19 protein-coding genes are annotated in these 21,846 nt (G+C 58.4%); 8 read left to right on the forward strand and 11 right to left on the reverse strand.

What is annotated here, in order from left to right:
• Positions 1 to 36 precede the first annotated feature (36 nt).
• A complete protein-coding gene (locus tag ACRTGH_RS04410) occupies positions 37 to 513 on the forward strand; it encodes a pyridoxamine 5'-phosphate oxidase family protein (RefSeq protein ID WP_368847967.1) in 477 nt (158 codons plus the stop codon).
• Positions 514 to 537: 24 nt separating this feature from the next.
• On the opposite strand, the gene ACRTGH_RS04415 is transcribed toward ACRTGH_RS04410, so the two are convergent.
• Positions 538 to 867: a YnfA family protein gene (locus tag ACRTGH_RS04415; RefSeq protein WP_368847966.1), complete on the reverse strand. Its 330-nt coding sequence runs from the start codon at positions 865 to 867 to the stop codon at positions 538 to 540.
• Positions 868 to 1,057: 190 nt separating this feature from the next.
• Between ACRTGH_RS04415 and ACRTGH_RS04420 the strand changes: the two genes are divergently transcribed.
• Together ACRTGH_RS04420 and ACRTGH_RS04425 are read left to right on the forward strand one after the other, a co-directional pair.
• Positions 1,058 to 1,801 carry a DUF4198 domain-containing protein gene (locus ACRTGH_RS04420; RefSeq protein WP_368847965.1) on the forward strand — a complete coding sequence of 248 codons (744 nt, stop codon included), beginning with the start codon at positions 1,058 to 1,060 and terminating at the stop codon, positions 1,799 to 1,801.
• Positions 1,802 to 2,254: 453 nt separating this feature from the next.
• The gene (locus ACRTGH_RS04425) at positions 2,255 to 4,510 is read left to right on the forward strand and encodes an adenosylcobalamin-dependent ribonucleoside-diphosphate reductase (protein WP_368847964.1); all 2,256 of its coding nucleotides are present in this window, start codon (positions 2,255 to 2,257) and stop codon (positions 4,508 to 4,510) included.
• Between the two features lie 15 nt (positions 4,511 to 4,525).
• Here ACRTGH_RS04425 and ACRTGH_RS04430 read toward each other — a convergent pair whose 3' ends face one another.
• Entirely contained in the window at positions 4,526 to 5,761 is a 1,236-nt protein-coding gene (locus tag ACRTGH_RS04430) for an ATP-binding protein (RefSeq protein ID WP_368847963.1), read from the reverse strand.
• Positions 5,762 to 5,896: 135 nt separating this feature from the next.
• On the opposite strand from ACRTGH_RS04430, the gene ACRTGH_RS04435 reads away from it, so the two are divergent.
• The 4 genes from ACRTGH_RS04435 to dpaL all read left to right on the forward strand — a co-directional run bounded on the left by ACRTGH_RS04435 (position 5,897) and on the right by dpaL (position 11,654).
• On the forward strand, positions 5,897 to 6,127 hold the full coding sequence (locus ACRTGH_RS04435; RefSeq protein ID WP_368847962.1) for a hypothetical protein: 231 nt from the start codon (positions 5,897 to 5,899) through the stop codon (positions 6,125 to 6,127).
• A gap of 102 nt (positions 6,128 to 6,229) precedes the next feature.
• The gene (locus tag ACRTGH_RS04440) at positions 6,230 to 8,413 is read left to right on the forward strand and encodes a Tex family protein (protein ID WP_368847961.1); all 2,184 of its coding nucleotides are present in this window, start codon (positions 6,230 to 6,232) and stop codon (positions 8,411 to 8,413) included.
• On the forward strand, positions 8,410 to 10,461 hold the full coding sequence (locus tag ACRTGH_RS04445; RefSeq protein ID WP_368847960.1) for a nicotinate-nucleotide--dimethylbenzimidazole phosphoribosyltransferase: 2,052 nt from the start codon (positions 8,410 to 8,412) through the stop codon (positions 10,459 to 10,461). The genes ACRTGH_RS04440 and ACRTGH_RS04445 overlap by 4 nt, the downstream gene beginning before the upstream one ends.
• Positions 10,458 to 11,654, forward strand: a complete 1,197-nt coding sequence (dpaL, locus tag ACRTGH_RS04450; protein WP_368847959.1) for a diaminopropionate ammonia-lyase — start codon at positions 10,458 to 10,460, stop codon at positions 11,652 to 11,654. The genes ACRTGH_RS04445 and dpaL overlap by 4 nt, the downstream gene beginning before the upstream one ends.
• 112 nt (positions 11,655 to 11,766) lie before the next feature.
• Here dpaL and ACRTGH_RS04455 read toward each other — a convergent pair whose 3' ends face one another.
• The 5 genes from ACRTGH_RS04455 to ACRTGH_RS04475 all read right to left on the reverse strand — a co-directional run bounded on the left by ACRTGH_RS04455 (position 11,767) and on the right by ACRTGH_RS04475 (position 15,650).
• Positions 11,767 to 12,258, reverse strand: a complete 492-nt coding sequence (locus tag ACRTGH_RS04455) for a bactofilin family protein (RefSeq protein ID WP_368847958.1) — start codon at positions 12,256 to 12,258, stop codon at positions 11,767 to 11,769.
• 16 nt (positions 12,259 to 12,274) lie between these two features.
• Positions 12,275 to 13,204, reverse strand: coding sequence for a M23 family metallopeptidase (locus ACRTGH_RS04460; protein ID WP_368847957.1), 930 nt, complete (start codon positions 13,202 to 13,204; stop codon positions 12,275 to 12,277).
• 110 nt (positions 13,205 to 13,314) lie between these two features.
• On the reverse strand, positions 13,315 to 13,722 hold the full coding sequence (locus ACRTGH_RS04465) for a PIN domain-containing protein (RefSeq protein WP_368847956.1): 408 nt from the start codon (positions 13,720 to 13,722) through the stop codon (positions 13,315 to 13,317).
• Positions 13,706 to 13,933 carry a type II toxin-antitoxin system Phd/YefM family antitoxin gene (locus ACRTGH_RS04470; protein ID WP_368847955.1) on the reverse strand — a complete coding sequence of 76 codons (228 nt, stop codon included), beginning with the start codon at positions 13,931 to 13,933 and terminating at the stop codon, positions 13,706 to 13,708. The genes ACRTGH_RS04465 and ACRTGH_RS04470 overlap by 17 nt, the downstream gene beginning before the upstream one ends.
• 187 nt (positions 13,934 to 14,120) lie before the next feature.
• Positions 14,121 to 15,650, reverse strand: a complete 1,530-nt coding sequence (locus tag ACRTGH_RS04475; RefSeq protein ID WP_368847954.1) for a Ppx/GppA phosphatase family protein — start codon at positions 15,648 to 15,650, stop codon at positions 14,121 to 14,123.
• Positions 15,651 to 15,923: 273 nt separating this feature from the next.
• Between ACRTGH_RS04475 and ACRTGH_RS04480 the strand changes: the two genes are divergently transcribed.
• On the forward strand, positions 15,924 to 16,457 hold the full coding sequence (locus ACRTGH_RS04480; protein ID WP_368847953.1) for a hypothetical protein: 534 nt from the start codon (positions 15,924 to 15,926) through the stop codon (positions 16,455 to 16,457).
• A gap of 210 nt (positions 16,458 to 16,667) precedes the next feature.
• On the opposite strand, the gene ACRTGH_RS04485 is transcribed toward ACRTGH_RS04480, so the two are convergent.
• The 4 genes from ACRTGH_RS04485 to ACRTGH_RS04500 form a co-directional block, all read right to left on the reverse strand.
• Positions 16,668 to 18,635, reverse strand: coding sequence for a methyl-accepting chemotaxis protein (locus ACRTGH_RS04485; RefSeq protein WP_368847952.1), 1,968 nt, complete (start codon positions 18,633 to 18,635; stop codon positions 16,668 to 16,670).
• A gap of 197 nt (positions 18,636 to 18,832) precedes the next feature.
• Entirely contained in the window at positions 18,833 to 19,600 is a 768-nt protein-coding gene (locus ACRTGH_RS04490) for a hypothetical protein (protein ID WP_368847951.1), read from the reverse strand.
• 103 nt (positions 19,601 to 19,703) lie between these two features.
• Complete coding sequence (locus ACRTGH_RS04495) at positions 19,704 to 20,348, reverse strand: flavodoxin (protein ID WP_368847950.1); 645 nt, start codon at positions 20,346 to 20,348, stop codon at positions 19,704 to 19,706.
• A 178-nt stretch (positions 20,349 to 20,526) separates the two neighbouring features.
• Positions 20,527 to 21,846: a (Fe-S)-binding protein gene (locus ACRTGH_RS04500; RefSeq protein ID WP_368847949.1), complete on the reverse strand. Its 1,320-nt coding sequence runs from the start codon at positions 21,844 to 21,846 to the stop codon at positions 20,527 to 20,529.

Consider the following 21,846-nt stretch of genomic DNA (forward strand, 5'->3'; position numbering starts at 1 on the left):
AGAGCGTCACATACCGCCAAAGGGAGGAAATGAACCATGCGACAAAAAGACCGCGAAATAACGGAAGAAAAAGAGCTGCTGGAAATCATGCAGAAATGCGATGTCTGCCGGCTGGCTTTCAACAACGGCGACTACCCCTATATCCTGCCCGTGAATTTCGGCGTCGGCAGGAAGGACGGCAAGCTTCGCCTCTACTTTCACAGTGCGCTCGAAGGAGCCAAAATCGCCATCATGGAAAAGGACAGCCGCGCCTCCTTCGAAATGGACTGCGAGCATCGCCTGCAGTACTTTCCCGAGCAGGGCTACTGCACGATGTCCTATGAAAGCGTGATCGGCAGAGGGCGTATCCAGATCCTCGCCGACGAGGAAAAGGAAGCGGCGCTGGAAATCCTCATGGACCACTACCATCCGGGAAAACACGCCTATTTCAACCCGGCCGCCGTACCGCGCACCCTCGTCTACGCGCTCACCGTCGAGGAAATGACGGGCAAGCGCAAGCGGCCGAAGGCGTAGCCCGCGAACTGCACCCCGGCGATCTCAGCGCGGCGCATACATGATGACGGCGACGCCGACGAGCGCGATGGCGCTGCCGATGATATCGAAGCGGTCGGGCATAATGCCGTCGATGCGCCAGCCCCAGAGAAGCGAAAGCACGATGAACACGCCGCCGTAAGCGGCATAGACGCGCCCGAAGCTTCCCTCCGGCTGCAGCGTCGGCACAATGCCGTACAGGATCAGGATGACCGCACCGAGAAAAGCATACCAAAGCCCGGCGCCGTTCCTCAGCCACTGCCAGATCAGATAGCCGCCGCCGATCTCAAAAAGCCCGGCAAGAAGAAAATACGCGAGAGATTTCAAAACGAGCACAAGAACACCTCCTCATCCTAAAGTTCAGAAATTCTCTCCCATTTCACAGATTTCCTGCATTGACAACGCAGCCATAACGGTGTTAATATGTGCATGTATTGTTTTGGAGAATGGAATCATATATGATATTTATGATTTATTCTCTGAAACATCAACGGCATGATCCGTTGACTTCTATCATGATGAAGAGGTGTTCATTTTGAAAAAAACAAAAATCCTTTCCGCGCTTATCGGCGCCGCCATGCTCACCACTGCCGTCCCCGCCGCCGCCCATGGCGTCTGGTTCGCGCCGCGTCTGGACCAGACCCAGCTCGTCCTCGGCGAAGGCTACAAGGACAATGCCTATGACCCGAAGGATGTCACGATGGTCATCGGCTTCGACAAAAACTATAAGAGGGTTCCTCTCGACATCATCGACGGCGGCAATCACATCACGATCAATCCGTCGGAAAATGTTTCCGCTGCTGTCGTCTATTTTGACTACGGCTATTGGTCGAAAGGGCCGGACGGCAAATACGTCAACAAGCCGATGAATCAGGTGCCCGGCTCGACCATAGGCACGCATGCCATCAAGTACAGCGTCAATTATCTGAAGGGCGTCACCAAAGTGGCTCCCCTGCCGGATCTGCCGTACCAGATCGTTCCTCTGAAGGATCCCACCAAGCTCAACGTCGGCGATTATCTGCCCATACAGGTGCTCCACAACGGCAAGCCGCTGCCGTATGCCGAAATCATTCCCGATGTCGTCAACCACCACACGGTGATGATGAAGACGGACAAAGACGGCAAGGCTAACGTTCTCGTCGCCAACGGCAGCATCAACGTCATCGGTCTCGAGCTCGCAGAGAACTATCCGCAGTCCGACGGCAAGGCGACGCGCGACAAGATCTTCAGCAGCTTGAGCTTCATGGTTTACCCGCAGGAAGAAGATTGATCCGCTGCAGACGCTGTTCGCCGCACTTTTGCTGATCGGAGCTGCCTTTTGAAAAGCACGCCTCCGCTCTGATGCGATGCACGGCATGAACGCGGGATTTCACAATCCGAAGCCCGCCCATTCCCTTGAATATCGGCCATTCCCGCTTCACTCGAAGGGGGGCGGCCGCAGGGGAACGGGCGGGCTTTTTCATCTGTCCGAAAAGGAGCCTTGGGACATCGCCGCCTGCCAGGCTGCAAAGGATGCTGCGGCTTCCTTTCCTTCCGCTCGATGAGTTCCGCTAAAAACGAAAAACATCAAGATATGGCTTAAAAACAGAAGTGCAACGACTATATATGGTTATTTTGCCGAAAATCGACGATTTCCTTGTTTGCCTAGCCGATACTTTTTATTTTATAATATGCGCTAGTGTTTTGATAAAAATATACATCCCTGCATTTAGGAGGCACGACTTTGGAAAAATGGTATGACACGGAAATCGGCAGGAACATCCTGCAGGCAAAATATTATCATGCGGGCGAAAGCGAGCCGCACGAATTCATCGAGCGCGTAGCGGGCATCTTCTCGCCGGAAATACGCGGGAAGATGACGGGCTATCTCGAAGCGGGCGCCGTCTGTCCCGCGGGACGCACGCTCTATGCGGCGGGCGCCAAGGGCAAGTTCAAGAGCAGCCTGTCGAACTGCTACATCATGCCGTCGCCGACGGACGACATCGAGTCGATCTTCACCGTCAACCAGCAGATCGCCAAGATCTTCTCCTACGGCGGCGGCATCGGCGTGAACATCAGCGGCCTGCGCCCCAAGGACAGCCGCGTGAACAATGTCGCGCGCAGCTCGACGGGCGCCGTTTCCTTCCTCAAGATCTTCAACACGACGGGCGAGGTCATCAGCCAGAACGGCAGGCGCGGCGCGATGCTCGTCGCGCTCGACTCGGAGCACCCCGACATCTACGAATTTCTCCACATAAAGCAGAACAATGAGAAACTCGCCTCGATGAACCTCTCGCTTCTCTTCAGCGACGCCTTCATGCAGGCCGTCGCCGACGATGCCGAATACGAACTGAGCTTCGACGTCGAAGCGACGGGCGAGAAAATCCGCAAGACGATCCGCGCCGCCGAGTTTTTCGATGAATACTGTCAGACACAGTGGGACTGGGGCGACCCCGGCGCACTCTTCAAGGACAGGCTCAACGACTACACGCTTCTCTCGGGCTACGAGGACTACAAGATCGAGGTCACGAACCCCTGCGGCGAATTCGGCGGCAACGCCTACAACTCGTGCAACCTCATGAGCATCAACCTCTACGCCTTCATCGAGGATAAGTTCGGCGACGCGCCGCATCTCGCCGAAACGGAATTCCGCGAAGCTGTGCACACGGCCGTATGCGCCCTCGACGAGGTGCTCGACTACGGCTTCGACACGCAGCCGCTCGAAGAGAACCGCCAGTGCATCCGCGACTGGCGCAGCATCGGCCTCGGCCTCTTCGGCGTCGCCGACGCCTTCGTCGCCATGAAGCTCGCCTACGGCAGCCGTGAAAGCTGCAGCTTCATCCAAGAGGTGCTGCGCATCATGTTCACGGAAGCTGCCCGCGCTTCTGCCGAGCTCGCCAAGGAAAAGGGCACCTTCGGCCGCTACGACTGGGAAAAGACGAAACAATCGCCGCTCATCCGACGCCTCGCCGAAGAAGCGCCGTCCGTCTATCAGAACATCAAAGAACACGGCCTCCGAAACGGCACGCTGCTTTCCATCGCGCCGACGGGCACGATCTCGCTCCTGATGGGCGTTTTCTCCGGCGGCTGTGAGCCGCTCTATCAGATCAGCTACGAGCGCACGACGCACAAGATGGAGGAAAAAAGCGCCTCCTTCCGCGTCTACGCGCACTCCGTCAGCGACCTGCTCGACTATCACAAGCTGCCGCACGACCTCACGAACGAGGAGATCAAGAAGCGCTTCCCCTGGGTCATCGAGAGCCACGCCGTTCCCTACCTGCACCGCGTCGAACTGCAGGCCGCCATGCAGAAGTACGTCGACAACTCCATTTCCTCGACCGTCAACCTCCGGCACGAGGCGACGCCCGCCGACATCAAGAACATCTACCTCGCGGCATGGAAAGCCCGCTGCAAGGGCATCACGGTCTTCCGTGACGGCTGCAAGCGCGGCAACATCCTCGGCGTCAAGGAAGCCTCGGACGAGGGGCAGGAGATCCATTACGACACCGTACGCCCGCGCCGCCGCGACAATATCGAACGCCTTGAAGGCGTGACGCTCGTCCGCCATACGTCGTGCGTCGACAAGATGTACATCACGGTCAACAAGACGGCCGACGGCGACGTATTCGAGCTCTTCACGAACGCTTCCGGCGGCTGCCAGTCGAATATCGCGACCATCACGCGCCTGACCTCTCTCGCGCTGCGCTCGGGCGTGCGCGTCAAGGACATCATCAAGCAGCTGACCGTCAGCCGCTGCTCCGCCTGCCAGGCCATGATCCGCAGCGGCCGCAGGGACATCTCGCTCTCATGCGGCAGCGCCATCGGCACGGCGCTGGCCGAAATCTACAACGAATGCAGGAAGGACGAGGCCGACAAATACAAAGACAAGAGCGACGACAAAGCCATCAACAAACAATGCCCCGAATGCAAGCGCCACACCCTGCGCCCCGAAGGAAACTGCGTGACCTGCACCTACTGCGGCTGGTCGAAATGTGAATAAACTTTTTGAAGACGATTATGGAACAATCTTGACGCGCTCAAGCAAAAAATCAATCAGGTTACAATGAAAGATCCCGTCATCATCGTAGAAGTTATGTGAAATATCCATTCGAATGATGACTTTATCGAAAAAATCTTTCGTCAAGAGAAGGGAAGAGCGTTCAGAGGAAACCTTTGCATCCGTATCCATGTGAAAAGCCGATTGGATATAACTTTTTTTATCTGCGAGATTCACGACAAAATCGATCTCTTTTTGCAGGTTTTTCCCACTTGTCCGGTCTGTGACAACGCCAACATCTACAGAATATCCGCGCCGTATCAGTTCGTTGTAAATGATATTTTCCATCATGTGCCCCGGGTCGTATTGCCGATAGTTCAATCTGGCATTTCGCAGCCCGATATCCACATAGTAATATTTGTTTGGATATTTGAAGTACGTTTTTCCTTTCACATCATAACGTCGCGCCATATGAATCAGAAAGGAATCAAGGATATGACGCAGATACTTTGATACCAAAGGAGGATGAATCTTCTCCCTTTTCATGCTTGAAAGGGTATTGGCGATATTCGTAGGGTTTGTCAAAGAGCTGATTTGTGAAGCGAGGAAATCCAAAATATTGTTCAAAAGATCTTCGCGTTCGATGTCATTTCGTTCTATGATATCCTTCACATATAACTCGCGGTAGAGCGAGATGAGGTATTCTTTTTTGTCCTGTTCATCTTTGAGAAAGGGGATTCTCGGCATTCCGCCATAAAGGATGTAAGCATTCAGAGCATCTCGCTCGCTGCCGCCGATATAGGAGAAATACTCTGCAAAAGAGAGCGGGTATACATGAATTTGTGTGGCGCGACCCCTGAATTCTGTGGCGATATCGGCGGACAACCCCTTCGAGTTGCTTCCCGTAACGTAGACGTCAAGATTGCTGTAGGATTTCAATTCATTCAGCATATCATAAATCGTGACTTCTAAATTGCCGTTTTCCGTATCTATTACGGTTTGTGTGAATTGGACTTCGTCGACCAAGAGATAGAATTCTTTTTGGGGATTCGTATTGACTTGGGATTCTACATAATCGGCGAGCACAATCGGATTTCTATATCGGTAATGTCGTCTTTGGTCGAGTGCGATTTGAAGAATTTGATCTTTGGATATATTTTGTGCCAAGAGATAGCTGCGGAACAATTCAAAGAGCAATACAGACTTTCCGCATCGACGGATGCCTGTGATCACCTTTACTTCGCCGTTCCACATGGAGCGAATGAGCCGCTTCAAGTAAAAATCTCGCTGTATTATGCTTATCATAATCCTCACCTTCTACTTGCGTCGCAAACGTCGTAACTTTTATCTATAAGATACCCGAAATCGCGGAAAACGGCAAGCCTATGGATGGAAGTTAGTATTTACGCTTGCCGGAGCACCACCTCGCAGGCGCGTATCCTTCGCGTTTATTGGGTGAGAAATGCAGCACACCGCATTTTCAACGCTCACAAAAAAGAGGACGGTCCGTCTTTGGACCGTCCTCTTCTGCTGCAAAATATGCCATCAGCTGCGCAGTTTGAAGCGCTCTACGGAGCCTTGCAGTTCGGCTGCCATTTCTTCCGGCTTCTTGCTCGCTGAAGCAACCTCGTGGATGAGAAGCGGCGCGGAGCAAAGACCTCGCCGCCCCTTCCCGTCTGTGCTATAATCATAAGAAGTTTAAAGCACAAGCGAGGGATCAGCATGATTGCAGAAAATATCGGCGCGGCGATCGCGCACGCCTTAGGCATCCGGACGAAGCAGGCGGAAGCGGCCATGACGCTTCTCGACGAGGGCAATACCGTGCCCTTTATCTCACGCTACCGCAAGGAGGCGACGGGCGAACTCGATGAGGAGCAGGTGCGCGGCGTGGAGGCGGAGCTGTCCCGCCTCAGGAATCTCGTGAAGCGCCAGCAGGAAATCGAGAAGAGCATCGAGGAGCAGGGGAAACTCACGCCCGAGCTCAAGGCGGCCATGGAAAAGGCCACAAAGATGCAGGAGCTTGAGGACATCTATCTGCCCTTCAAGCAGAAACGCCGCACGCGCGCAGGCGTCGCGCGCGAAAAAGGGCTGGAACCGCTGGCTCTCGCCCTGCTCGCGCAGACGGAAAAGGAAGGCACGGTGCTCGAGTACGCCGGCCGCTTCATCGATGCAGAAAAGGGTGTGGAAACGGCAGACGAAGCCCTCGCCGGCGCGATGGACATCGCAGCCGAGACCGTCATGGAGGGAGCCGCCCTGCGCCAGAAGCTGCGCAAGGAGCTTTGGCAGCGCGCGGAGCTTTCGACCGAGCTGGACGAGGAGGCAGAGGGAGCGCAGACTTTCCTCATGTACAAGGAATACCGCGAGCCGCTCCGAACCCTGCCCTCACATCGCATCCTGGCCATCAACCGCGGCGAGAAGAAGGGCTGCCTCAAGGTCACGCTCTCATGCGACCACGAGAAAAACATCGGACAGATCTTTGCCGATCTCGACAAGGGCGCTTCCATCTTCCGCGAATCCCTCCGCGCCGCCGTCGAGGACGGTTACAAGCGCCTGCTCTTTCCCGCACTCGAGCGCGAACTGCGCGCCCTGCTGACGGAAAACGCCGAGAAGCAGGCCATCTCCGTTTTCGGCGCAAATCTCCGCCAGCTCCTGCTCGAAGCGCCGCTTGCCGGCCATACCGTCATGGGGCTTGACCCCGGATACCGCACGGGCTGCAAGATGGCCGTCGTCAGTCCCACGGGGCAGGTTCTGGACCACGGCGTCCTCTACCTCACGATGAGCGAGGAGCGCCGCGCGGAAGCGGCCAGAAAAGCGCTCGCACTGATCAAGAAGCACGGTGTGACGCTCATCTCCATCGGCAACGGCACAGCTTCCTACGAAACGGAAGAATTCGCTGCCGGCCTCATCCGCGAGAACAAGCTGCCCGTGCACTACCTGATCACGAACGAGGCGGGCGCTTCCGTCTACTCCGCTTCCAAGCTTGCGAAAGAGGAGCTGCCCGAATACGATGTGACCATACGCGGCGCCGTTTCCATAGCGCGGCGCGTGCAGGATCCGCTGGCCGAGCTCGTGAAGATCGAGCCGCAGGCCATCGGCGTCGGGCAATACCAGCACGATGTGAACCAAAAGGAGCTGGCCGCGACGCTCGACGCCACCGTCGAATCCGCCGTGAACCATGTCGGCGTGAACCTCAACACGGCTTCCGCCGCCCTGCTCGGCCATATCGCCGGCATCAACGCCGCGACAGCAAAAAACATCGTCGGCTGGCGCAACGAGAACGGCGCTTTCCAAAGCCGCCGGGAACTCCTCAAGGTACCCCGCCTCGGACCCGCCGCCTTCACCCAATGCGCAGGCTTTTTGCGCATCGCAGACGGCAAGAGCCCGCTCGACAACACGCCCGTCCACCCCGAATCCTACGCGCTTGCGGAAAAACTGCTGGAACGCCTGGGCTTCTCGCTCGCCGATCTCACGGACAAGAAGAGCCTCGAAGTCCTCGGCGCAAAGCTTTCCCTCGCCGACGCGGCAAAACTCGCCAAGGATCTCGCCGCCGGACTGCCGACCGTGCGCGACATCATGGACGCGCTCAAAAAGCCCGGACGCGACCCGCGCGAAGACTTGCCCGCGCCCCTGACGCGACAGGCCATCGTGAAGCTCTCGGACATCAAGCCCGGCGCCATCATGCGCGGCACCGTGCGAAACATCACGGATTTCGGCGTCTTCGTCGACATCGGCATCAAGACGGCGGGGCTCATCCATATCTCGGAACTCAGCAAGAGGCGCGTCAAGCATCCGCTCGACGTCGTATCCGTCGGCGACATCCTGACGGTCATGGTCATCAAAGTGGACGAGGAGCGCGGCCGCATCGGCCTTTCCCTCAAGCAGGTTCTGCAGGAGGCGCAGGCATGAGCCGCCGCGAAACTCCCGCCTCCGCCCATGCCGCCGGAAGCACTGCCCCCCCCGCCGCAGGCAGGCTCCTCAAGGATACGCTTGCCGCCGTCGAGCCGCCCGATCGGGAGGCCGGCGAAAGCCTCCGCCAAGCCCTCGCCGCCCGGCTCGGCGACACCTCCCGGCTCGGTGCGCTCACAGACATGCTCGGCCGCTATGCAGCGGCGACGCGAAGCACACCCGCCGCCCTTGCAAAGCCCCCCAAATGCACCATCATCTCCTGCGCCGACCACGGCGTCGCCGCGATGAACCTCAGCGCCTACCCGCCGGAAACCACGGCGCAGATGACGGCAAATTACCTGCTTTCCAAAGGCGCCGTAGCCAACGCCATGGCAAACTTCGCAGGCTCCCGGCTCCTCGTCGCCGACCTCGGCATCCGGGTTCCCCTGCCGCCTCTGCCCGGGCTGCTCGACTGCAGGATCGCGCCCGGCACAAAAAATGCGGCGAAGGGCGCCGCCATGACCCGCGAAGAGGCCGTCCGCGCCCTCGAAACGGGCATCGGGCTTGCCGAAGAATGCTTCGCCAAAGGCTGCCGCTGCTTCCTGCCCGGCGAGATGGGCATCGCCAACACGACGTCGAGCGCCGCCATCGCCGCCGCGCTCTGCGGCCTTACGCCGGAGGCGGCGACGGGGCGCGGCACGAACATCTCGGACGAGCGGCTCAAGATCAAGATCGAAGTCGTGCGCCGGATTCTCGAGGTCAACCGCCCCGATCCGACCGACGGCCTCGATGTGCTGCAAAAAGTCGGCGGCTTCGAGCTCGGCTGCATCGCCGGAATCATCCTCGGCGCGGCACGCCGCCATGCCATCGTCATTCTCGACGGCTTCAATACAGGCGCGGCGGCTCTCATCGCGCAGGTGCTCGCACCGGAAGCGACCGGCTATCTGCTGCCCTCGCACCTCGCGGCGGAGCCGGCGCACGCAGCCATTCTGAAGAAGCTTGGCCTCACCCCTTGCATGGACATGCGCTTTCGCCTCGGCGAAGCGACGGGCTCCTCCCTCGTCGCCGACTTCCTCGACGCGGCCATCGACGCCTGCCGCAGCGTGCTCGCAGGCGGCAGAGAGGCGAACACCGAACGGCACGCGCACGCCCGGCAGCGGCAGTATGCAGCGCCAGCGGAACATGCCTCTGACACCATGCCGCTGCCGCAGCATCGCACCGGATCCGAAAGCGCCCCCTATGATAACGCCGTCCGTGCGCTTCCCCCTCTGGAAACGGCCGCCATGGAAGCCTGCCAAAAGCGCATCGACAGCCTTGCAAAGCCCATCTGCAGCCTCGGCCGTCTCGAGGAGCTGGCCGTGCGCCTCGCAGGCGTTACAGGTCTGGCGCGGCCGCCCAAGGGAGCGAAGCGCGCCCTGCTCGTGTTCTGCACGGACGAAATCGCGCCGCTGCAGCGCCGCCTGCAGGACACCTTCGCCGCCCATGCCCAAGCGCCCGTGACCATCGCGCCGCTCGATCCGGCGCTCTCCATAGACGAAGCCTACGCCTTCGGCTATGAAAGGGCAAAAAAGCTGGCGGAAAACACGCCCCTTCTCGGCCTCGCCCTAGCAGAAGCGCCGAACGACGCCTGCGGCACGAAATCGCGCCTCCTGCGGGAAGCGCTCGCCCACGCGAACGGCAGTCCTGCCGATGAAGCCGCAGACTTTCTGAGCCGCCTCCCCGCCTCGCTGCGGGCCGAAACCGCCGCTCTCTGCGGCGCCGTCTGTGCCGCCGCCCGTTGCCGCAGCTTCATCATCCTCGACGATCCGGCGACAGAGCTCATCGCGCACTGCATCGAGCGCCTCCATCCCGAGCTGCGCCCCTACATCCTCCACGTCCAGCCCGCCTGGCTCGCACTCGAAATCGCAGGCGGCGCCGGCATCGTCGCCTGCCTCGGCATGCGCCTCGTCGATGCGGCGCTTCACATGCTCAACGACATGAAAACCTTCGCCGAAGCCGCCGTCACCGTCGCCAACGACGGCCCGGGCAAGGGGCGCCAAGGCGGAGAAGAGAAAGGTCTGTCAACATGAACGAAACGATCAAAGCCGTGCGCCGCAGGCATGGAAAGGCGCTGTCCGATGTCAGCGCCTTCGGCGTCGAAGAGGCAAAAAAGGCACGCGCCTTTCACCGCAGCTTTCCAACCTATAAGGAAACGCCGCTGGAGAGCCTGAAGAATCTGGCGCAGGCGCTCGGCATCTCAGACGTTTTCGTCAAAGACGAGAGCAAACGCTTCGGGCTCAATGCCTTCAAGGGGCTCGGGGCGAGCTACTGCCTCGGCAATCTGGCGGCGGAGCAGCTAGCGCTTCCCGTCGAGGAACTTTCCTATGCACGGCTCACGGACAGCGCGGCGCGCAAAACATTGGCCAAGCTCACCGTCGTCACGGCGACGGACGGCAACCATGGACGCGGCATCGCCTGGACAGCGAAGGAACTCGGCATCCACGCCGTCGTCTACATGCCGAAGGGGAGCGCGCCGGAACGGCTGGAAAACATCCAAAAACTCGGCGCGAAGGCCGCCATCACCGATTTCAATTACGACGATACCGTGCGCTTCGCCAATGAGCAAGCGCAGAAGAACGGTTGGACCCTGACGCAGGACACGGCTTGGGAAGGCTATCAGAAAATCCCCCGCTGGATCATGCAGGGCTACACGACGATGGCGGCGGAAGCGGCAGAGCAGCTGCCGGAAAAGCCGACCCACATCTTCCTGCAGGCGGGCGTCGGCGCCATGGCGGGTGCAGTCGCAGGCTTCTTCGCCTCGCTTTACGGCAAGGAGCGCCCGACCGTCGTCATCGTGGAGCCGAACAAAGCCGACTGCATCTACCGCACGGCTGCGGCAGACGACGGGCAGCTGCACTTCGTGACGGGCGACATGGCTTCCATCATGGCCGGCCTCTGCTGCGGCGAACCGTGCAGCATCGGCTGGGACATCCTCAAGGATCATGCCGACGTCTTCGCCTCCGTGCCGGACTGGGTCGCCGCCAAAGGGATGCGGATCCTCAGCAGCCCCCTCGGCGAAGATCCGCGCATCATTTCCGGGGAAAGCGGCGCCGCGACGCTCGGCTTCCTCGCGGAAAGCCTGCAGAACGAAGCGCTCGCCGAAATGCGCCAGATGCTCGCCCTCGACGCGAAGTCGCGCGTCCTCTGCTTCTCGACCGAAGGCGACACCGACCGCGAAAACTACCAGCGCATCGTCTGGGACGGCCTCTGCCCGAGCTTCTAGGAAGCCCGACGATCATACCACCGTCCTCCGACAGCCCGATCCAAAACCGTATACAAAAAAGGAACCGCCTGCCTAAACCGAAGCAGACGGTTCCTTTTCACTTATTTACGATTCAATGCTTCCCCTGCTTTGCCGCCGTCGTTTTCGCAGCAGGCTTTGCCGCCTTCATCTCCGTGTTTCTTTCCAGATCGTTCAGAGAAACCGGCTCCGGCGCTTTCGGCCGATCCTTCAGAACCACATCCGAGCGCGGATTCATCTCGCTCCTGCCCTTGAAAATGCCGCCGTCCTCGATCAGAAACGCATTGACCTTGACATCGCCGATCAACTGGCCCGTATTGTGGATCGTCAGCCCTTCCTCCGTCCGTGCATTGCCGTGCACCGTGCCGGAAACATTCAGCGAACGCGCCGTGACATCCCCCGTGACCATGCCCGCCTCGCCGATGATGACCGCGCCCGAGAGGTTCAGCTCGCCTTCGACCTCGCCGTCGACGCGCAGATTCCCCGTGCCGCTGATCTCGCCCTTGAACTTCGTGTTCCTGCCGATAATCGTTTCAATATCACCAATAGCCGCTTCACTTTCCCGCCGCTTCATCACACCAAACATAGACTCCCTCGATTCCCTACAGATAACTCGCCGGATTCACCGGCTCCCCGTTTACGCGGACTTCATAATGCAGATGCGGGCCCGTGGAAAAGCCCGTGCTGCCCATATAAGCGATGACCTGGCCGCGCTTTACATGCTGTCCCGCATGCACGATCACTTCCGAGGCATGGCCATAGCGCGTCATGATCCCGTTTCCGTGATCAATATCGACCTTGTTTCCGTAGCCGCCCGAATTCCAGCCGGCGTCCGTCACCACGCCGTCGGCTGTCGCCATGATGGGCGTTCCCGTATCGTCCGCAATATCAATGCCCGGGTGGAAATCCGAGCCATTCCACCGCAGACCGAACGGCGAGGAAATCTCACCCGTCGTCGGCCAGCCCGCCGGTATATTGCCCGGCACGCTCGTCCTCGCGAGTTTCTCCGCCTCCGCTGCCTGTTCCTTCTGCTTTTCCTTTTGGGCGACAAGACGCTCCTGGAGCCTTGCCAGATTCTCACGCCGCTCCGGCAGGCTGCGCGAAACCGTATCGAGCGCCCGTTTCACCTGCGAGACGTCCGGCGCCACAAAAGGCCCGCCCTGTCCCGTATGATGTCCGCTTGCACCATCCTCATCCACGAGGCGGTTCAGCTCTTTTTCCAGCTCCGTAAGCTTTTCCATCTCGCCCTGCAGTTCGCTCGCCTCTTTCGCCAGAGCCTTGAGCTGCTCCTGCTGGCTGCCGTTCGTCTGCTCCAAGTTCTTGAGCTTCGCCCCGTCCGCGCTGAGTCCGAAATAGCTGTAAGCCGAATAGCCAAGCGCTCCGAGCAGGACGAGCAGCACGGCTGCCGCTGCGCCTGCCGCCGCCTTCAGCGCGCGAATGGAAATGTTCAGGCTGCGCACCGTTTCCCCCTGATGCGGAATCAGCTTGAGCGTATACACACGCCTGTCCGGCTTCTTTCCCTTGCCTCTCATGCACTCCCTCACGTTCTGCCCTTGGTATGGAATTCCTTTTAATACAATTATCATTATACCATAGGCGGCGCAGGGTTTCCAAAAAGTTTTTCAAAAAGGCCGTCCCATATTCAACGATTTAGGAAATCTGTCGGTGTCAAAGCAGGAACTTTGCACCCCTCAAAATCTCTGACGTTTCTTGTAATGATATAATCACATTTCATTGATTTCGCGCACATCGCCAAGATACAGTCCTCAAAATCCCGCGCCCGCTCCTGATAGGCCGCCAAAACATCCTCTCCGCTGACCGCAGCAGGTTTGACAATATCGAGAAGCTTGCCTATGGCATCATAGCTTTTCCCGGCATCCTTCGTATATTTTCTGACAAAATAAAAGACATCGGCCATGGAGGTCACAGCAATCATTCCCTCTACAGCCCCCTCCTCGCAAAGAGAAAACAAGCGGGCAGCATCCTCAGCAAAAGGTTCCCGTTCCAGGAAAACATCGAGAAAAATATTCGTGTCAAAAAGAATCCTCATACTTCGACAGCCTTTCTTCCCGAATCATCTTGGCATCAACAGCCCCATGCGCACCTTTCAGCAAACCGCGCAGCGAATCGACCGCGCTCACATGGGGATTGACAATCTTGGCCACGGTTTTGCCGTTGCGCGTAATGAACAAGTCCTCCTTGCCGACAAGAGCAAGATATTTGCCAAAATTCGTCTTGAATTCTGTAGCCGTGACAATCATTTCCCAACACCTCCTTTTTCTATTTTAAGCAAAAGATCTCTAAAAAGCAATAATTTCGCACGATTTTTAGTATCCTTGACAAAAAATCGCGCGATTTCAAATTGCAAAAAGCCACACACAGCAACTTCTGCCGTGTGCGGCAATCTTTATTTATTTTTCAACTTCCCAAGAATCCCTTCCTCTCCTTTCAGCGCCGCCAGACGATGACCAACGGCTTGCCGAATTCCTTCCGGAACTGCTTGCAGAAGCTCTGCATCTCGAAGTCGATGGCACGGTGATCGCCGGGCTCGGCGATGACGGTCAAGGCTACGCCCTCAGCGGTCGCGGTCGCTTCCATGCCTGTCACCCGTCCCTCATAAGTGACGTCGGCGGCCTCGGCGAGAGCCAGGAGCGTCGCCAGCTTGCGGACCTCTTTCCACTCGGGCTGCGTCAGCATCATAGCATAGCGGTAGGAGCGCATGATCTTGTTGCTGATGCCATGGTGGAAACCCGCGATAAAGGACGCGGTGAGCTGCTCCTTCTGCGTCATGCCGTAAAGCGGCGCATGGCTGATGATGAACGCTGCATTGCGCGCATGTTCGTAATAATTGATGATTTTGCCCGCATCGTGCAGCCAGGCGGCGACGCCGAGCAAGTCGCGGGCGCGTGCGGACGCGCCGTGCAGTTTGCCGAGCTGGTCGAAAAGGCTCAGGGAAAGGTCGTGCACGCGCTGCAAGTGCTCCATGCGGCGCTCCACGCGCCCGAGGTAGTTCGTGACGCTCGCCTGCAGCACATCCTTGACGACAGGCGAGCCGCCGCCATACTTCTTGCCGTAGTATTCATAGAAGACCCCGTCCCTGAGACCGCAGCCCGAGACGATGAGATCTTTGCCGCCGCTGAACTCCATGAGGCAGCGCGCAATCGCCGCGCCCGCGATGATGATATCGGCGCGCTCCGTCGAAAGGCCGCCGAACTTCCTGCGGCTGCCGATGCTCGACTTGATGATGGCCTGATAGCAAGGCTCGAAGCGTTCACGCCGGATGATGTAATTGTGTATGCGCGCGAGCTGGTAGTTCGTCTTGTACTGATCCATTTTCGCGAGATTTCGCACCGTCCCGCCGATCCCGATGACAGGAAGATTCTGGGCCTTCGCCCAGGGAATCATTTCCCGGAACCTCTTCTCGACATATTTCACGCATTTGTCGAGCGCCCCCTGCGTGACGACATCCTGCAGGCCGAACTTGTCCGTCATCGTCACCGCGCCTAAGGGAACGGAAACAGATTCCTTGATCTCACGATTCTTCACAAGCGACACCTCGATGGAAGCCCCGCCCAAATCGAACTGGATATAGTCCTTCGCCGCAATGGTATTGACGACGCCGAGATAGCCGAAATACGCCTCGCACTCGCCCGAGATGATCTCGATCTCGATGCCCGTTTCCTCCCGGATGCGCTCGATAAAGGCCGGCCCGTCCGACGCGCTGCGCGCGGCTGCCGTCGCCACTGCGATGCAGTGCGTGACCTGCATGACCTCCATCATATGCTTGTAGACATGCAGGCACTCAAGGGCGCGCTTCACCCCCTCAGGATTCAGCCGCCCCGTCTCCGACATCCCCTTGCCGAGGCGTATCGCCTCCTTTTGCTGGTATTGCAGAAAATAGGAATGGTTGTCGTTGATCTGCATGACGATAAAACGAATACTGTTCGACCCCATGTCGATGATAGCGATATTCTCCATTCTGCGGCCCCTCTCCCCATCACGATAATCCCTCTTGGTATCAAGTATAACAATTCTTGGGGCATGGTTCAAGACAGGTAGAGCCTGCAGGCCTTCCTCGAGAGCTGCCTATCGAAGCACTTTTTGCCAAAAAGCCCAGACAGCAAATTTTTTATTCCCGACCTGTCATTTCTGACAGGCCGGGAATAGGCGTTTCTCCAGTATAATATAGAGTGACAAAACCAGCAGCAAACATTTTACTTGAAGTCTTATGTGAAAAAGGAGGCATGGAAAATGAGAAAACTGTTTCGCATCTTTTTCTGCGGCGTCCTGCTGCTTGCAGGCTTCGTCTTTGGCAGCGGCGCGGCGAACGCGCATACGCTGCCCGAATCCGAGCTGGTGCTGCTTCACGATCTCGAACAGGAGGATCGGACGATCACGCGCGAGTTTCGAATCGGCATGTCGTTCGACGAGGTCGAAGCTGCCTTGGGCAACGAATTCGAACTGGAGGATAAGCACTATGAATTTCGCCTCGTGAACTACAAGTACGGCGGCATCACATTCGGCACAATCTCCGGCAGAAACGATATGACGCCCACAGGCAAGCTCGAGGTCCGATCCATCTATTGCAGGAATCCATGGTTCAGGACGCCGTCCGGCTTTCGCGTCGGAGATCCCTACGAAAAGGTCAGAAAGATGTACGGCGAGGGCAAATTGTATAAAAACTCGGAATATGTTTATACGATTTCTCCCGCAAGACTCATGAGCTTCATCGTGAATCCGGCAGGGCAGATCGAAGAAATCCAAATGTGTATCCCCATTATGTGAGCGAAAGGGCGAAGATGCGGCATGACACAGCGTGCGCAGAAGCCGCTGCATGACGTGCATGCGGTCATTACCGGCTGAGAAAGCGAAACCCGCTCCTTGCGCTCCCGGACCGCAGCCTCTTCACGCCGGCGCCGTCTTGAAAAACAGCAAAAAGCCGATGTGCGGAAACTTTCGTTCCGCGCATCGGCTTTCGTTTTTCCTGCCCTTCGCTCAGAGCTTGAACTTCGCCACCCCCTGCTTGAGCTGCTGCGCAAGTTCAGCAAGCGTATGGCTCGAAGCGGCGATTTCCTCGGCGGACGCCGCCTGCTCTTCGGAAACGGCGGATACGTCCGTCGCCTTCTGCTGCACCGCACTCGACAGCTCGCTGACTTGCTGCACCGTGTCGACGGTGCTCTTGCAGTCCTTTTCGAGCTGGCCCGTGATCGTCGCGACCTTGCCGACCTGCTCGATCAAGGCGCGGATGGATTCGGCGATGCTCGCAAACTTCTCGTCGGCGGCACGGACTTCTTCCACGCTCTCCTTGACTTCTTCGTCCTGCGTCTTCGTCAGCGCGAAGGCGTTCTCGATCTGTGCGGCGTTCTTCCCGATGACTTCGTTGATTTCCTGCGCCGCCTGCTCGCTCTGCTCGGCAAGCTTCCTTACCTCGTCGGCGACGACGGCGAAGCCTTTGCCCTGCTCGCCCGCACGTGCCGCCTCGATCGCGGCATTCAGGGCGAGGAGCTTCGTCTGGCCTGCGATGCTCGTGATGAGCTCGTTGATCTCCGCGATGTTCTTCGAGCCGTCGTAGAGGCTCTGCACGGCCTCGCCGACCTTGCGGGAGTTCGCTGCGAGACTGTCGACGCCCACGACTGCCTTTTCCAGCACTTCGCGGCCTTCGCGCGTCGCCTGCGCCGTCGTTTCGGCGACTTTCGCCGATTTGTCGACGACGTCGGCGATCACATCGGTCTGTTTGCCCATATTGTGCGCGACTTCGTTCGCCATCTCCACGATGTCGTTCTGCTGCGCCGCGCGCTCGGCGATGTCGACGACAGCTTCCGCCGCCGCCTGCGACGACTGCGCCGTCTGGTTCGAGCTCGCCGTCAGCTCATCGGAAGAGACGGACACCCGCTCTGCGGCGCTCGACGTGTCCTGAACCATCTTGCGGAGCGTCCCGATCATCTCGCTCGAGCTGTTCTGCAGGATGCCGATCTCGTCGACACGGTCGCTCGCCGGCAGCTTGCGCGTGAGATCGCCCTTGGCGATGAAGCTCATCGTTTCAGATAAGATCTCGATGGGCGAGATCATACCTGTGAGGAAGTAGTAGGTGATGCCGCCCAGAAGCGCGAGCGCGGCAAGGCTGATGGCGAGAATCGCATACGACATCCGCGTCGCCGCCGCGAACGCCTCCGCCTGCGGCATCTCGATGACGATGTGCCAGCCCGTCGTGCCGATCGGCGCGGAGTGGTAGAACTTATCGACGCCTTGGAACTCCTGCTCGAAGGTCTGCGGCTCTTCCGCCGTGAAGCGCACGGCGAGATCCTTATACTTGCCGCCGTCGAGATCGCTGAGCCTCGGGTCGTCGAGCGTAAACTTCTTGTGGTAGATGTACTCGCTGTCCGGTCCCAGGACGAAGAGCGATCCCGTTTCGCCGACCTTGACGTCCTTGAGGAATGACGTGAGCTGATCGACCGAGACATTCATGCCGATGACGCCGAGAAGCTCCCCGTTCCTGCGCACGGCACGGCTCAGCGTCACGACGTATGTATGATCCAACGCCGTGTGGTAAACGTGTGAGATCTCCACCTTGTCGGAGGCCGCCGCGCTCTTATACCAATCGCGCGTGCGCGGATCGTAGCCTGCAGGCAACGGCTGGCTCGTCGTATAAGAGCCGTCGGGCCTGCCGATGTAGAACATCTGGATGCCCGGCCTCCCGCCCAACTCCGAAACGGTCTCCTGCAGCGCCTCGCCTTCCGGCATACTTTTCGCCCAGTTCATGGCAACCGCTTCCACAGCTTCGCTTTTTCCGAGCATATTTCCGTCGATGACCGCCGCATTGTTTGCGGCACGCTCGGCCATCGCAATCTTCCGCGCTTCCCTAAGGCCGTCGCTCGCCAGCATATAGATGATGATGCCCATGACGGCGAACACGACGATCAGAGGCACGCCGATGCTCAGGAGCATCTTCGGCTTGAGTTTCATTTCCCTGTCCCCCTTGCTTTCTTTGGTGAATCTTTGCGCTTTGCACAAGAAAAGAGCATGCCCATGCACACCCTTTTATTTTATCACTTTTTAAGGTTGGCTTGCAAGACGACGCAGGCTCCCTTTTGATGCTGAAAGCGAAAAGGACGCCGCACCATCTTCTGCGCGGCGTCCTTTTAAGATTTCGATCCTCCGGCTCAGAGCTGTGCGCCGGCTGCTTTCTGCTGTGCGTCCTGTGCCGGCTGTGCAGCGGCGTCTTTTGGCGCATCGTCCTTCTTCACCAGCTTGTCGAAGCGTCCCATGATTTCGTCATAGGTCTTGCCCGTGATCTCGGGCATATCCTTCTTGCCCGTCATCTTCGTGAAGTCCAGCCCCGCCTGCTTGAAGCCTTCCTGTACGGCAGAGCGCATGGCTTCGAGCTTCTTCGGGTCGTCGCCCGCAATCGAGGTCGCCATATTCATGATGCGGTCGGCAACGGCATTGACCGACCATTGACCGCCGTCAGCAATGGCCTTTGCGGCCTCTTCCGGCGTCGTCGCGACATCGGGCAGGGCGAACTGCGCCGTCAAGACCTTGCGGCCATCGAAGTTCAGGAACCCGACGCCGTCCTTCTGCCAGGCCTGGAGCATCGCGTTCTGCTCCGTCATCGTCTTGATGAGGATGTTGTAGCTGTTGTCGATATCCGCCTGCAACGCCTTGACCTCGTCCGCCGTCAGGCCTTTCGTCTTGCCGCCCTTTGCATCGTCCGCATCCGCGGCAGCTTTCGCGTCGGCTGCTTTCTTCTGTGCAGCATCGGAAATCTTTACGTCATAGGCGGCGCCTGCATCCTTCGCGTCCGGCTTCTGCGCCGTCGCACCGGCGTCTTTCGCCGGCTGTGCACCCGAAACGCCCGCTGCCGCACTCGGCAGTTTCGCTGCGTTCTGGTTCAGCGTATACGCCATCTTGCTCATCGTTGTTACATCCATGTTTGTTCCTCCTTGCAGTCTGTCCCCTGGGAAAGTCTTCATCTTCCCTGATGAACTTTCCCCGCTAATCCTATATCGTCATTTCCCGAAAAAATCTAAAGCGTTATTTCTCTCCCTTGCTCACCACATCCCAGCCGACATTGCGCAGCCACTCCTGCACGGCAGGGCGCACGGCGTCGGGGGAATCATGCACGAGCTTGCCCTTGAAGGAAAAGCCGTTCAGGACATTCGTTCCTTTCGCATGGAGCGGTATGTTCTTCTCATTGCCCGACAAGTCGCCCGACATCGAGGTGCTGAAAGGTACGATCGTCTTTCCTTCAAGTTTGTTCTGCTCCAGGAATGAATAGACGGCCATCGGCATATCGCTGTACCAGATGGGATAGCCGAGGAAAATCACATCATAGTCGGCAAGGTTCCTCACCTGCCCGTCAAGCGCGGGGCGCGCACCTTCCTTCTGCTCCTTGCGCGCCAGGTCAAGCGTTGGCTTCAAGGACTCGGGGTAGGGATTCTTTGTCTTGATCTCAAAAAGATCGCCCCCGGTTTCCTCGGCAATCATCTCGGCCAGTATGGCCGTATTGCCCTTTTCGACATAGCCCACGCCGTAATTTTCCCCCGCACGGGAAAAATAGGCAACCAGCACCCGCGGGCCGCCCGTGTTTTTCGCAAAATTGCCTTGCAGGCTATAGGCCGCAATGGCAAGAATGGCCAGCAAAAGGGCGCCGATCAGCAAGATTCGCCTTTGGTTCATGCCACATCCTCCTCTCTCTGTCCTTCCATTATAAACCATGGAAAGGCACAAGAAAAGAGCCAAGATTTTTCGGCCGGATTCGTGCCTTTTTGCGTGCCCGAAGAGCGGCGCTTCCCGGCAGACAAAAAGGGCGTCGTGCGAGAACCGTCTTCGCACGACGCCCTTCGGCTTCGTTATCTCAGTGTTTTGCCCCTGCGCGATAGGAATCGGCCAGGATCTGGATGGGATGGTAGACGATCTGCGGCATGTCGTTCTGCACGACGCCGTCCGTAATATGCATACGGCAGCTCGGGCAGCTCGTCGCCACGAGATCTGCACCCGTCGCCTTGATGTTGTTGCACTTCCTGTCGTTGATCTCACGGCTCATCTCATAATGCGCCATGCAGAAGGAGCCGCCGGAGCCGCAGCAGCGGTCATGCTCTTTCATCTCGATGAATTCGAGGCCCGGGATCGATTTCAGGACGTCACGCGGCTGCTCCGTAATGCCAAGGCCGCGCACCATGTGGCACGGATCGTGCATGGTGACCTTCTTGTTGACGGGGGCGAGCATATCCTTGCGGAAGCCCTTCTCCATCAAAAGTTCGCTGATCTCCCGAACCTTCGCCGCCATCTTCTCGGCGCGCAGACGCCACTCGGGGTCGTCCTCCAGCCATTCGGGATAATGCTTCAGGGCTTCGACGCAGGAGCCGCAGGCACCGACGATATAATCGACGTCAAGCGCCTCGAACACGCGGATCGTGTTGCGCGCAAGCTCGTTGGCGAGATCGAAGGCGCCCGAAACATGGATCGGCGTGCCGCAGCAATGCTGCTTCGGCGGCAGCACGACCTCGACATCGTTCGCCTTCAGGACGTCGATGACGGCGGCGCCCATATCCGTGTACATGTAGTTGATCGTGCAGCCCGTGAAGAAGGCAACGCGGTACTTGGGGTTGTCCACCTTGACGACTTCGGGGTACTGGCTGCGCAAAGGACGCGAGGCCAAAGGCGGCGTGGCGCGGTTTGGATCCATGCCAGGCATCGGCAGGCGCGACTTCACGGCGTTCTTGCCCGGGACTTCCTTGAAGGACATCCAGCCGAAGAGGCCGCCGAAGCGAAGCGCCGCGTCGAAGAGCGGGCGGTTCTGCAAGAGGCGGAAGACGTTCTTCTTGATCGGATGCAGGCCGCGTGCCTCGACAGCCGCATGACGGCCGCGCAGAATGAGCTCGTCGGCCGCTACGCCGCACGGGCAGTTCGCCGCACAGCTCTTGCAGTTCAGGCACATCGCCATGATGTGGTCGAACTCCGCCGAGATGGGAATCTTCCCCGAGAGGTAGCCCTGCATCAGGGAAATCTTGCCGCGTGCGACCATCTGTTCCTTGCCGGTCTCGCGGTATATCGGACAGACGGCCTGGCAGTTGCCGCATTTCATGCAGTTTGCCAGAGCGTCCTCAATGTCCGTAAGAAGTTTCGTATCCTGCGCGTTTATGGCAGCCGCAGTAAGTTTCTTTTCTTCTGCCAT

Origin of the sequence: Selenomonas oralis (assembly GCF_051603425.1) — a bacterium.
Lineage (GTDB): Bacteria > Bacillota > Negativicutes > Selenomonadales > Selenomonadaceae > Selenomonas > Selenomonas sputigena_A.

What these genes read in the sequence shown, in the direction of transcription:
- ACRTGH_RS04410 (WP_368847967.1), top strand. Translation starts at nt 37, where the DNA reads ATGCGACAAAAAGACCGCGAAATAACGGAAGAAAAAGAGCTGCTGGAA.
- ACRTGH_RS04430 (WP_368847963.1), bottom strand. Translation starts at nt 5,761, where the DNA reads ATGTGGAACGGCGAAGTAAAGGTGATCACAGGCATCCGTCGATGCGGA.
- ACRTGH_RS04435 (WP_368847962.1), top strand. Translation starts at nt 5,897, where the DNA reads ATGGAAGTTAGTATTTACGCTTGCCGGAGCACCACCTCGCAGGCGCGT.
- ACRTGH_RS04440 (WP_368847961.1), top strand. Translation starts at nt 6,230, where the DNA reads ATGATTGCAGAAAATATCGGCGCGGCGATCGCGCACGCCTTAGGCATC.
- ACRTGH_RS04445 (WP_368847960.1), top strand. Translation starts at nt 8,410, where the DNA reads ATGAGCCGCCGCGAAACTCCCGCCTCCGCCCATGCCGCCGGAAGCACT.
- dpaL (WP_368847959.1), top strand. Translation starts at nt 10,458, where the DNA reads ATGAACGAAACGATCAAAGCCGTGCGCCGCAGGCATGGAAAGGCGCTG.
- ACRTGH_RS04455 (WP_368847958.1), bottom strand. Translation starts at nt 12,258, where the DNA reads ATGTTTGGTGTGATGAAGCGGCGGGAAAGTGAAGCGGCTATTGGTGAT.
- ACRTGH_RS04460 (WP_368847957.1), bottom strand. Translation starts at nt 13,204, where the DNA reads ATGAGAGGCAAGGGAAAGAAGCCGGACAGGCGTGTGTATACGCTCAAG.
- ACRTGH_RS04465 (WP_368847956.1), bottom strand. Translation starts at nt 13,722, where the DNA reads ATGAGGATTCTTTTTGACACGAATATTTTTCTCGATGTTTTCCTGGAA.
- ACRTGH_RS04470 (WP_368847955.1), bottom strand. Translation starts at nt 13,933, where the DNA reads ATGATTGTCACGGCTACAGAATTCAAGACGAATTTTGGCAAATATCTT.
- ACRTGH_RS04475 (WP_368847954.1), bottom strand. Translation starts at nt 15,650, where the DNA reads ATGGAGAATATCGCTATCATCGACATGGGGTCGAACAGTATTCGTTTT.
- ACRTGH_RS04480 (WP_368847953.1), top strand. Translation starts at nt 15,924, where the DNA reads ATGAGAAAACTGTTTCGCATCTTTTTCTGCGGCGTCCTGCTGCTTGCA.
- ACRTGH_RS04485 (WP_368847952.1), bottom strand. Translation starts at nt 18,635, where the DNA reads ATGAAACTCAAGCCGAAGATGCTCCTGAGCATCGGCGTGCCTCTGATC.
- ACRTGH_RS04490 (WP_368847951.1), bottom strand. Translation starts at nt 19,600, where the DNA reads ATGGATGTAACAACGATGAGCAAGATGGCGTATACGCTGAACCAGAAC.
- ACRTGH_RS04495 (WP_368847950.1), bottom strand. Translation starts at nt 20,348, where the DNA reads ATGAACCAAAGGCGAATCTTGCTGATCGGCGCCCTTTTGCTGGCCATT.
- ACRTGH_RS04500 (WP_368847949.1), bottom strand. Translation starts at nt 21,846, where the DNA reads ATGGCAGAAGAAAAGAAACTTACTGCGGCTGCCATAAACGCGCAGGAT.